The organism is Curtobacterium sp. MCBA15_005 (genome assembly GCF_001864855.1).
Taxonomy (GTDB): Bacteria; Actinomycetota; Actinomycetes; order Actinomycetales; family Microbacteriaceae; genus Curtobacterium; species Curtobacterium flaccumfaciens.
The window spans coordinates 153,446-160,897 of the sequence record NZ_MJGL01000034.1 but is presented as its reverse complement, the minus strand read 5'-3'; the positions used below and the strand labels follow the sequence as shown (position 1 = coordinate 160,897).

The window sequence follows — 7,452 nt, the reverse complement described above, 5'->3', positions numbered from 1 at the left end:
GGAGGCCCGGTGCCAGCTGGCACCGGGCCTCCCGTCCGTCCTGTGGGCGCGCTACGGGCGCAGGAGCACCTTGCCGACGCGGCCGGCGGTGTCGCTGGCGCGCACGGCGTCGCGGACCTGCTCGAAGGCGAAGGTCTCGGCGACGGGGAGCGTCAGCGAGCCGTCGAGCACGCGGGTGATGAGCTCACCGAAGAGCTGCCCCTTCGTCTCGCCCGGCATCGTCTTGCTGACGACGGAGCCCCAGAAGCCCTTCACGGTGAGCTGGCCGAAGATGACCTTGCCCGACGGGATCTCGAGCGTCGGCGACGCCATCGCGCCGAAGACGACGAGGGTGGCGTTCTCGCCCAGCACGGAGGCGATGTCGCCGGCGGCCTTGCCACCGACCGACTCGACGCCGGCGATGATCGGGGCGCCACCGGTGATCGCGGCGACCTGGTCCTGCCAGTCGTCGGCGTCGGTGGCGACGATGCGCTCGATGCCCTGCTCGCGGAGCTCGTCGACACCGGCGGCGCGACGGACGAGTCCGATCACGTTGATGCCGCGGGCGGCACCGAGCTGGGCGACCATGCGACCGACCGCACCGTTGGCGGCGTTCTGGATGATCCAGTCGCCCTCGTGCAGGTCGAGCGAGTGCAGCAGGCTGATGGCGCTGAACGGCATCGAGACGAGCTGGGCGGCGGCCTCGTCGGTCATCGCGTCCGGCACCGGGACGAGCCCGGCGGCGTTGGCAGTGTAGTACTCGGCCCAGACGCCGAAGGCACCGCCGGCGACGCGCTGGCCGACCTGCAGGTTCGTGACGCCCTCGCCGAGGGCTTCGACGACGCCGAGTGCCTCGGTGCCCGAGGCGGCGGGCAGCTCCGGCTTGAAGCCGTAGGTGCCGCGGACGGTCCACAGGTCGTGGTTGTGGATGGGGGAGAGGACCGTGCGGACGAGGACCTCGCCGGCGCCGGGCGTCGGGACAGGGCGCTCCTGCACCTCGAGGACGTCGGCGGGCTCGGCGAACGTCTCGTGGACGACGGCGCGCATGGTGGTGGGGGTGGTGGTGCTCATGGGTCAGTCCTCCGAGACGACGATGGTGACGTCGATGTTGCCGCGGGTCGCGTTCGAGTACGGGCAGACCTGGTGGGCTGCGTCGGCGAGGGCCTGGGCCTGGTCGTGCTCCAGGCCGGGGATGACGACCTCGAGCATGACGGCGAGCTGGTAGCCACCGTTGCCGTTCGGGCCGATCGACACGCGACCGCCGACGGACGAGTCGGTGATCTTCACCTTCTGGCTGCGGGCGACGCCCTGCAGTGCGGAGTGGAAGCAGGCGGCGTAACCGGCGGCGAAGAGCTGCTCGGGGTTGGCGCCGTTGCCGGAGCCACCCATCTCCTTGGGGATGGCGAGGTCGAACTCGACCGTGCCGTCGCTCGTGGCGACGTGGCCGTTGCGGCCTTCGCCGGTGGCCAGGGCCTCGGCGGTGTAGAGGGCTTCCATGGTGTTCCTTCCTTGTGGGGCGGATCGTGAAGTTCGGGGGTGTGCGGCGTGCTCTCGCGCTCAGCGACAGTTCACGGGCGCACGGGGGCGTGCGGTGTCGCTCAGCGCGAAACGGCGCCAGCGGCAGCGGCACCGGCGGGGTCGGCCGCCGCGTGCATCGTCTCGGTCAGCCGGTGCAGCGTCGCGATGAGCTCGGCGGCGGCGCGTTCGTCGGCCAGGCCCATGCCTGCGGCGATCCGCGCGGGGATGCCGCTCAGCTCGGACCGCAGTTCGCGGCCGCGGTCACCGACGGTCACCGTGACGACGCGCTCGTCGGTGCTGCGGCGCTCGCGGCGGACCAGGTCGCTCTGCTCCATGCGGCGGAGCAGTGGCGAGAGGGTGCCGGAGTCGAGCTGCAGGTGTTCGCCGAGGCCCGAGACGGTCTGGTCGCCCTCGACCCACAGGGTCACGAGCACCAGGTACTGCGGGTACGTCAGGCCCCAGGGTTCGAGCATCGTGCGGTACGCCTGCGTGGTGGCGCGGGACGCCGCGTAGAGGGAGAAGCACACCATCTCGTCGGTCACGGGCATGAGTCCACACTGTCACGCAACCCAGTTGTGCACAACTCGATGCAGCGGATGCCCAGCTGACGAACACGCCGACGGCCCGGACGGTTAGGCTGACGTGACCCACGATGACCAGCAGCGACCTCGACAACACCACGACCCCCGGCAACGGATCGGCGTCGTCCCACGGCAAGACGATCCTGATCGGTGAGCACGCCGTGGTCTACGGCGCACCCGCTCTCGTCCTGCCGGTGCTCGACGCGCGGGTCGTGGCGACGGTCACGCCGGTCGCCGCCGACGCCGAGCAGCCCGGTCACAGCCTGCAGTCGACCGTGCACACCGGCCCCCTCGACCTCGCACCCGCGGCCGTGATGCCGACCGTCACCGCCGTCACCGCGACCCTGCGCCACTTCGGGGTCACCGACCGCCACTTCCACGTCCGGGTCGACAGCGAGGTCCCGACCGCCCGCGGCATGGGCTCGAGCGCCGCGGTCGCCGCCGCCGTGACCGCCGCCGTCGCCGATGCCCTGGGCGAGACCCTCGACGTCGAGACCCACCACGAGCTCATCCAGGAGTGCGAGCGCGTCGCCCACGGCCGACCGTCTGGCCTCGACGCCCGGGGCGTCGTCGCGTCCGCGCCGGTCTGGTTCGAGGGCGGCCGGATCGAACCCGTCACGCTCGGCGCCCGGTTCACCTTCGTCGTCGCGGACACCGGCGTCCCCGGGCACACCCGCGAGGCCGTCTCGGCCGTCCGCGCCCGCCACGACCAGGACCCGGTCGGTGTCGGCGCCGTGATCGACCGGATCGGCGCGCTCGCCCGGCGGGCACGGGGGACACTCGAGGACGGCGATGCCCAGGGTCTGGGTGCCACCATGGACGCCGCGCACGACCTGCTCAGCACACTCGACGTGTCGAGTGAGGACCTGGACCGGCTCGTCGACGCCGCACGCGCTGCGGACGCCCTCGGCGCGAAGCTCACCGGCGGCGGGCGGGGCGGGTGCGTCCTCGCGCTCGCCACGGACGACGACCACGCGGACCGCATCGCGGCCGCACTCCGCGGCGCAGGGGCCGCAGCCACCTGGACCACCACGATCGGAGCCCGCGCTTGCTGACAGCCACCGCCGTCGCGCACCCCAACATCGCCCTCGTCAAGTACTGGGGGAAGGCGGACGCGCAGCTCGCGCTGCCCGCCACGGGCAGCGTCTCGATGGGGCTCGACGTGTTCCCGACGACGACCACCGTCACGGTGGACGGCGGACGGGAGGCGCGTGACGCGTTCACGCTGAACGGTCACGTCGTCGACGACGGTGCGCTGGTGCGCGTGCAGCAGTTCCTCGACCTGGTGCGCGAACTCGCGGGGTCGTCCGAGCGGGCGTCGGTGGTGTCCGAGAACACGGTCCCGACCGGTGCCGGGCTGGCGTCGAGCGCGTCCGGCTTCGCCGCCCTGGCGACCGCGGCCGCCGCGGCCTACGGCCTCGACCTGTCGCCGCGCGACCTGTCGCGTCTGGCCCGTCGCGGTTCCGGCTCGGCCACGCGTTCGATCCCCGGCGGCGTCGCCGTCTGGCACGCGGGCGACGACCAGGGCTCCTTCGCCGAGCCGATCCCGGCCCCGCCGATGGCGATGGTCGTGGTCACGATCGACGCCGGACCGAAGCCGATCGGGTCGCGCGAGGCCATGCGCCGCACCATCGCGACGTCGCCCTTCTACCCGGCCTGGGTGACCTCGACGACCGAGACCGTCGGCGACATGCTCACGGCCTGCGCGGCCGGCGACTTCACCCGCATCGGCGAGATCACCGAGAGCAACGCGCTCCGCATGCACGCGACGATCGAGGGCGCGTTCCCGCCGATCCGCTACCTCAACGCCCGCAGCGTCGCCGTGTTCGACGCCGTCGCCGAGCTGCGCGCCGGCGGCACCGAGGCCTACGCCACGGCCGACGCGGGCCCGAACGTCGTCGTGCTCACGAAGCCGCAGGACCGGGCGGCGGTCGCCGGGGCGCTCGCGTCGCTGGGGGACGTCATCGAGTCCGGCACCGGACCTGCCGCGCGGGTGCTCCGCTCCGAAGAGATCGGGAGCAATCCCGACCAGAAGGAGTCCGCGCAGTGATCGAGTTCCGTGCACACGGCAAGCTGTTCGTCGCCGGCGAGTACGCCGTCGTCGAGCCGGGCCAGCCGTCCGTCCTGATCGCCCTCGACCGCGCCATCACGGCGAAGGTGCGCGAGGGCCACGGCGCGGGCAGCGTGCACTCCGAGGAGTACGGACACCTGCCGCTCACGTGGACCCGTGCCGAGGACGGCCTGGCGCTCGACCGAGAGCACCACCCGTACGACTACGTGATGGCCACGATCGACCTGGTCGAGAAGCTCCGCGCCGAGCACGGCATCGCCCCGCGGTTCCACGACCTGCGCATCGAGAGCCAACTGGACGACGCCAGCGGCCGGAAGTTCGGGCTCGGGTCCTCGGCCGCGGTCACCGTCGCCACGGTCGGCGCCCTCGACCGCTTCTACGGCATCGGCCTGACGCAGCGTCAGCGCTTCCAGGTCGCCCTGCTCGCCACCATCCGGGTGAACCCCCGGGCCTCCGGTGGCGACCTCGCCGCGAGCACGTTCGGCGGCTGGCTGCGCTACAGCGCGCCCGACCGCGAGCGCCTCGCCGCGATGCTCGGCGACCACGCCGTGTCCGCGATCCTGACGGACGCCGACGCCTGGGACGGCTTCGACGTCCAGCGGCTGCCCGCTCCCGAGAACCTGCAGCTGCTCGTCGGCTGGACCGGCTCGCCCGCGTCCACCACGAAGCTCGTCGACGTGGTGCGTCGGCACCGCAACGGCGGGTACCAGGCGTTCCTCGACGAGAGCCGCAGCGCCGTCGACGACCTGACCACGGGCCTCCAGACCGGCGACGCCGAGCGCACGCTCGGTGCCCTCCGACGCGCCCGCGGGCTGTTGCAGCGCCTCGGTGCGTCCGTCGGGTCGCAGATCGAGACCGAGCGTCTCGCGACCCTGTGCGACGTCGTCGAGGCCGCGGGCGGGGCGGCGAAGCCGTCCGGGGCCGGCGGCGGCGACTGCGGCATCGCGCTCGTCCCGGCGGACACCGACCCCGCCGGCATCCACCGCGCCTGGGAGGCGCACGACATCAGACACCTCAGCGTCGCGGTGCGAGCACCAGAAGGAGCCCTCGATGAGTGACCTGCTCACACCGATCCCCACCAAGTGGGTCGGCCCGATCCGCGTCAGCGGCAACGCCGTGCAGGGGGAGCACGAGGTCCCCCTCGCCACCTACGAGTCGCCGCTCTGGCCGTCCGTCGGCCGCGGCGCCCGCATCTCGCGCATGGTCGAGGACGGCATCGTCGTGACCGTCGTCGACGAGCGCATGACCCGTTCCGTCGTGGTCCGTGCCGACAGCGCCGCCGCAGCCCACGTCGCCGCGGGCCAGATCCTCGCTCGCCAGGACGAGCTCGCCGCGATCGTGTCCGGACAGAGCCGGTTCGCCAAGCTCATCGAGGTCCACCCGGAGATCGTCGGGGACCTGCTGTTCCTGCGCTTCGCGTTCACCACCGGTGACGCCTCCGGCCACAACATGGTCACGCAGGCGGCGGACAAGCTGCTGCCGGCGATCCTGGACTGGCAGCCGGGCCTGCGGTACGTCTCGGTGTCGGGCAACTTCTGCACCGACAAGAAGGCCACCGCGGTGAACGGCATCCGTGGCCGCGGCCGCAACACCATCGCCGAGATCGTGATCCCGGGCGAGGTCGTCGAGAAGCGCCTGCGGTCGAGCACCGCGCGCATCGTCGAGCTCAACATCGCGAAGAACCTGATCGGGTCGACGATCGCCGGGGCCATCCGCTCGGCGAACGCGCACTACGCGAACATGCTGCTCGGCTTCTACCTGGCCACCGGGCAGGACGCCGCCAACATCGTCGAGGGTTCGCAGGGCATCACGAGCGCCGAGGACCGCGACGGCGACCTGTACTTCGCGACCTCGCTGCCGCACCTGATCGTCGGCACGGTCGGCAACGGCAAGGGCGGGGACCTGCCCGTCGTCGAGGACGCCCTGGTGCGCCTCGGCTGCCGCGAGGACCGCGAGCCGGGCGGGAACGCCCGCCGCCTCGCCGCGCTGTGCGCCGCGACCGTCCTGTGCGGGGAGCTCTCGCTCCTCGCCGCACAGACCAACCCGGGTGAGCTGATGGCCGCCCACGTCGCCATGGAACGCCGCGGCGCGAAGCCCGCAGGGGGTGCGGCATGACCGGCGTCGGCATCCACGACATCGCGATCGCGACCGGGCACCACGTGCTCGAGCTCGACGACCTGGCCGAGCGGCTCGGCGTCGACCCGGCGAAGTACCACGTCGGCATCGGGCAGGACGCCTTCAGCGTGCCCGCGCCCGACGAGGACATCGTCACGATGGGCGCCGCGGCGGCGAAGGAGCTCATCGACCGGCACGGCGTCGAGGGCATCCGCACGGTGCTGTTCGCCACCGAGTCCGGCGTCGACCAGTCGAAGGCCGCCGGCGTGTACGTGCACGGCCTGCTCGGGCTGCCGAAGGCCGTCCGCGTGGTCGAGCTGAAGCAGGCCTGCTACGGCGGGATGGCCGCGGTGCAGCTCGCACTCGGCATCGTCGCGCGCGCCACGCACGAGCGGGTGCTCGTCATCGCCGCCGACGTCGCCCGGTACGACGTCGACACCCCGGCCGAGCCGACCCAGGGTGCCGGTGCCGCCGCGATCCTGGTGTCCGCCGACCCCGACCTGATCGAGATCGAGCCGGCGGCGGGCGTCTACACGGCGGACGTCGACGACTTCTGGCGGCCGAACGACCGCTCCACCGCACTGGTCGACGGGCGGCTCTCGGTGAGCGCGTACGTCAACGCCTTCGTCGGCGCCTGGGACGACCTGGCGGAACAGGGCGGCCCGGCGTACGACGACATCGCCCGGTTCGTGCACCACCAGCCCTTCACCAAGATGGCGATCAAGGCGCACCGCAAGCTCACGCAGCACGTCGGCGCACCGTTCGACGAGGCCGACCTGGCGATCGGGTTCACCTACAACCGGCAGACCGGCAACACGTACACGGCGTCGCTCTGGATCGGGCTCGCAGCGCTGCTCGACCTGGACGACGACCTGGCGGGGGAGCGGCTCGGCCTGTTCAGCTACGGCTCGGGCAGCGTCGGTGAGCTCATCACCGGCATCGTCCGGCCCGACTACCGCGAGCACCGTCGTGCGGGTCGTGTGCGGTCGCTGCTCGAGGCACGGGTCCCGCTGACGGTCGACGCGTACCGCGCGCTGCACGCCGCGGGTGCCGCCACCAGCGAGGACGTCGAGCGTCCGCGCGTCACGACCGCGCCGTTCCGCTTCGCGGGCGTGCGCGGTGGCGCGCGGCACTACGAGGCTTCCTAGACCGGACACCGGACGGACGGGAGGCCCGTGGCGGCGCCGC

Annotated in this window: 8 protein-coding genes; 5 read left to right on the top strand and 3 right to left on the bottom strand. The window is 72.7% G+C overall.

What is annotated here, in order from left to right; translation table 11 throughout:
• Positions 1 to 51 precede the first annotated feature (51 nt).
• From BIU89_RS12865 to BIU89_RS12855, 3 genes are all read right to left on the bottom strand, one after another.
• Entirely contained in the window at positions 52 to 1,026 is a 975-nt protein-coding gene (locus BIU89_RS12865; RefSeq protein ID WP_071247110.1) for a zinc-binding dehydrogenase, read from the bottom strand.
• Positions 1,027 to 1,053: 27 nt separating this feature from the next.
• Complete coding sequence (locus BIU89_RS12860; RefSeq protein ID WP_027466009.1) at positions 1,054 to 1,476, bottom strand: organic hydroperoxide resistance protein; 423 nt, start codon at positions 1,474 to 1,476, stop codon at positions 1,054 to 1,056.
• 101 nt (positions 1,477 to 1,577) lie between these two features.
• A complete protein-coding gene (locus BIU89_RS12855) occupies positions 1,578 to 2,045 on the bottom strand; it encodes a MarR family winged helix-turn-helix transcriptional regulator (protein ID WP_175475028.1) in 468 nt (155 codons plus the stop codon).
• Between the two features lie 104 nt (positions 2,046 to 2,149).
• On the opposite strand from BIU89_RS12855, the gene mvk reads away from it, so the two are divergent.
• From mvk to BIU89_RS12830, 5 genes are read left to right on the top strand one after another with little or no spacing between them, the layout of a single operon-like run.
• Positions 2,150 to 3,133, top strand: coding sequence for a mevalonate kinase (gene mvk / locus BIU89_RS12850; RefSeq protein WP_083404363.1), 984 nt, complete (start codon positions 2,150 to 2,152; stop codon positions 3,131 to 3,133).
• Positions 3,127 to 4,128 carry a diphosphomevalonate decarboxylase gene (gene mvaD, locus BIU89_RS12845; protein WP_071247062.1) on the top strand — a complete coding sequence of 334 codons (1,002 nt, stop codon included), beginning with the start codon at positions 3,127 to 3,129 and terminating at the stop codon, positions 4,126 to 4,128. Before mvk ends, mvaD begins: the two co-directional genes overlap by 7 nt.
• Complete coding sequence (locus tag BIU89_RS12840; protein ID WP_071247060.1) at positions 4,125 to 5,207, top strand: phosphomevalonate kinase; 1,083 nt, start codon at positions 4,125 to 4,127, stop codon at positions 5,205 to 5,207. The genes mvaD and BIU89_RS12840 overlap by 4 nt, the downstream gene beginning before the upstream one ends.
• A complete protein-coding gene (locus BIU89_RS12835; RefSeq protein ID WP_071247058.1) occupies positions 5,200 to 6,264 on the top strand; it encodes a hydroxymethylglutaryl-CoA reductase in 1,065 nt (354 codons plus the stop codon). Before BIU89_RS12840 ends, BIU89_RS12835 begins: the two co-directional genes overlap by 8 nt.
• Positions 6,261 to 7,412, top strand: a complete 1,152-nt coding sequence (locus BIU89_RS12830; protein WP_071247056.1) for a hydroxymethylglutaryl-CoA synthase — start codon at positions 6,261 to 6,263, stop codon at positions 7,410 to 7,412. Before BIU89_RS12835 ends, BIU89_RS12830 begins: the two co-directional genes overlap by 4 nt.
• Positions 7,413 to 7,452 lie beyond the last annotated feature (40 nt).

What these genes read in the sequence shown, in the direction of transcription:
- BIU89_RS12865 (WP_071247110.1), bottom strand. Translation starts at nt 1,026, where the DNA reads ATGCGCGCCGTCGTCCACGAGACGTTCGCCGAGCCCGCCGACGTCCTC.
- BIU89_RS12860 (WP_027466009.1), bottom strand. Translation starts at nt 1,476, where the DNA reads ATGGAAGCCCTCTACACCGCCGAGGCCCTGGCCACCGGCGAAGGCCGC.
- BIU89_RS12855 (WP_175475028.1), bottom strand. Translation starts at nt 2,045, where the DNA reads ATGCCCGTGACCGACGAGATGGTGTGCTTCTCCCTCTACGCGGCGTCC.
- mvk (WP_083404363.1), top strand. Translation starts at nt 2,150, where the DNA reads ATGACCAGCAGCGACCTCGACAACACCACGACCCCCGGCAACGGATCG.
- BIU89_RS12835 (WP_071247058.1), top strand. Translation starts at nt 5,200, where the DNA reads ATGAGTGACCTGCTCACACCGATCCCCACCAAGTGGGTCGGCCCGATC.
- BIU89_RS12830 (WP_071247056.1), top strand. Translation starts at nt 6,261, where the DNA reads ATGACCGGCGTCGGCATCCACGACATCGCGATCGCGACCGGGCACCAC.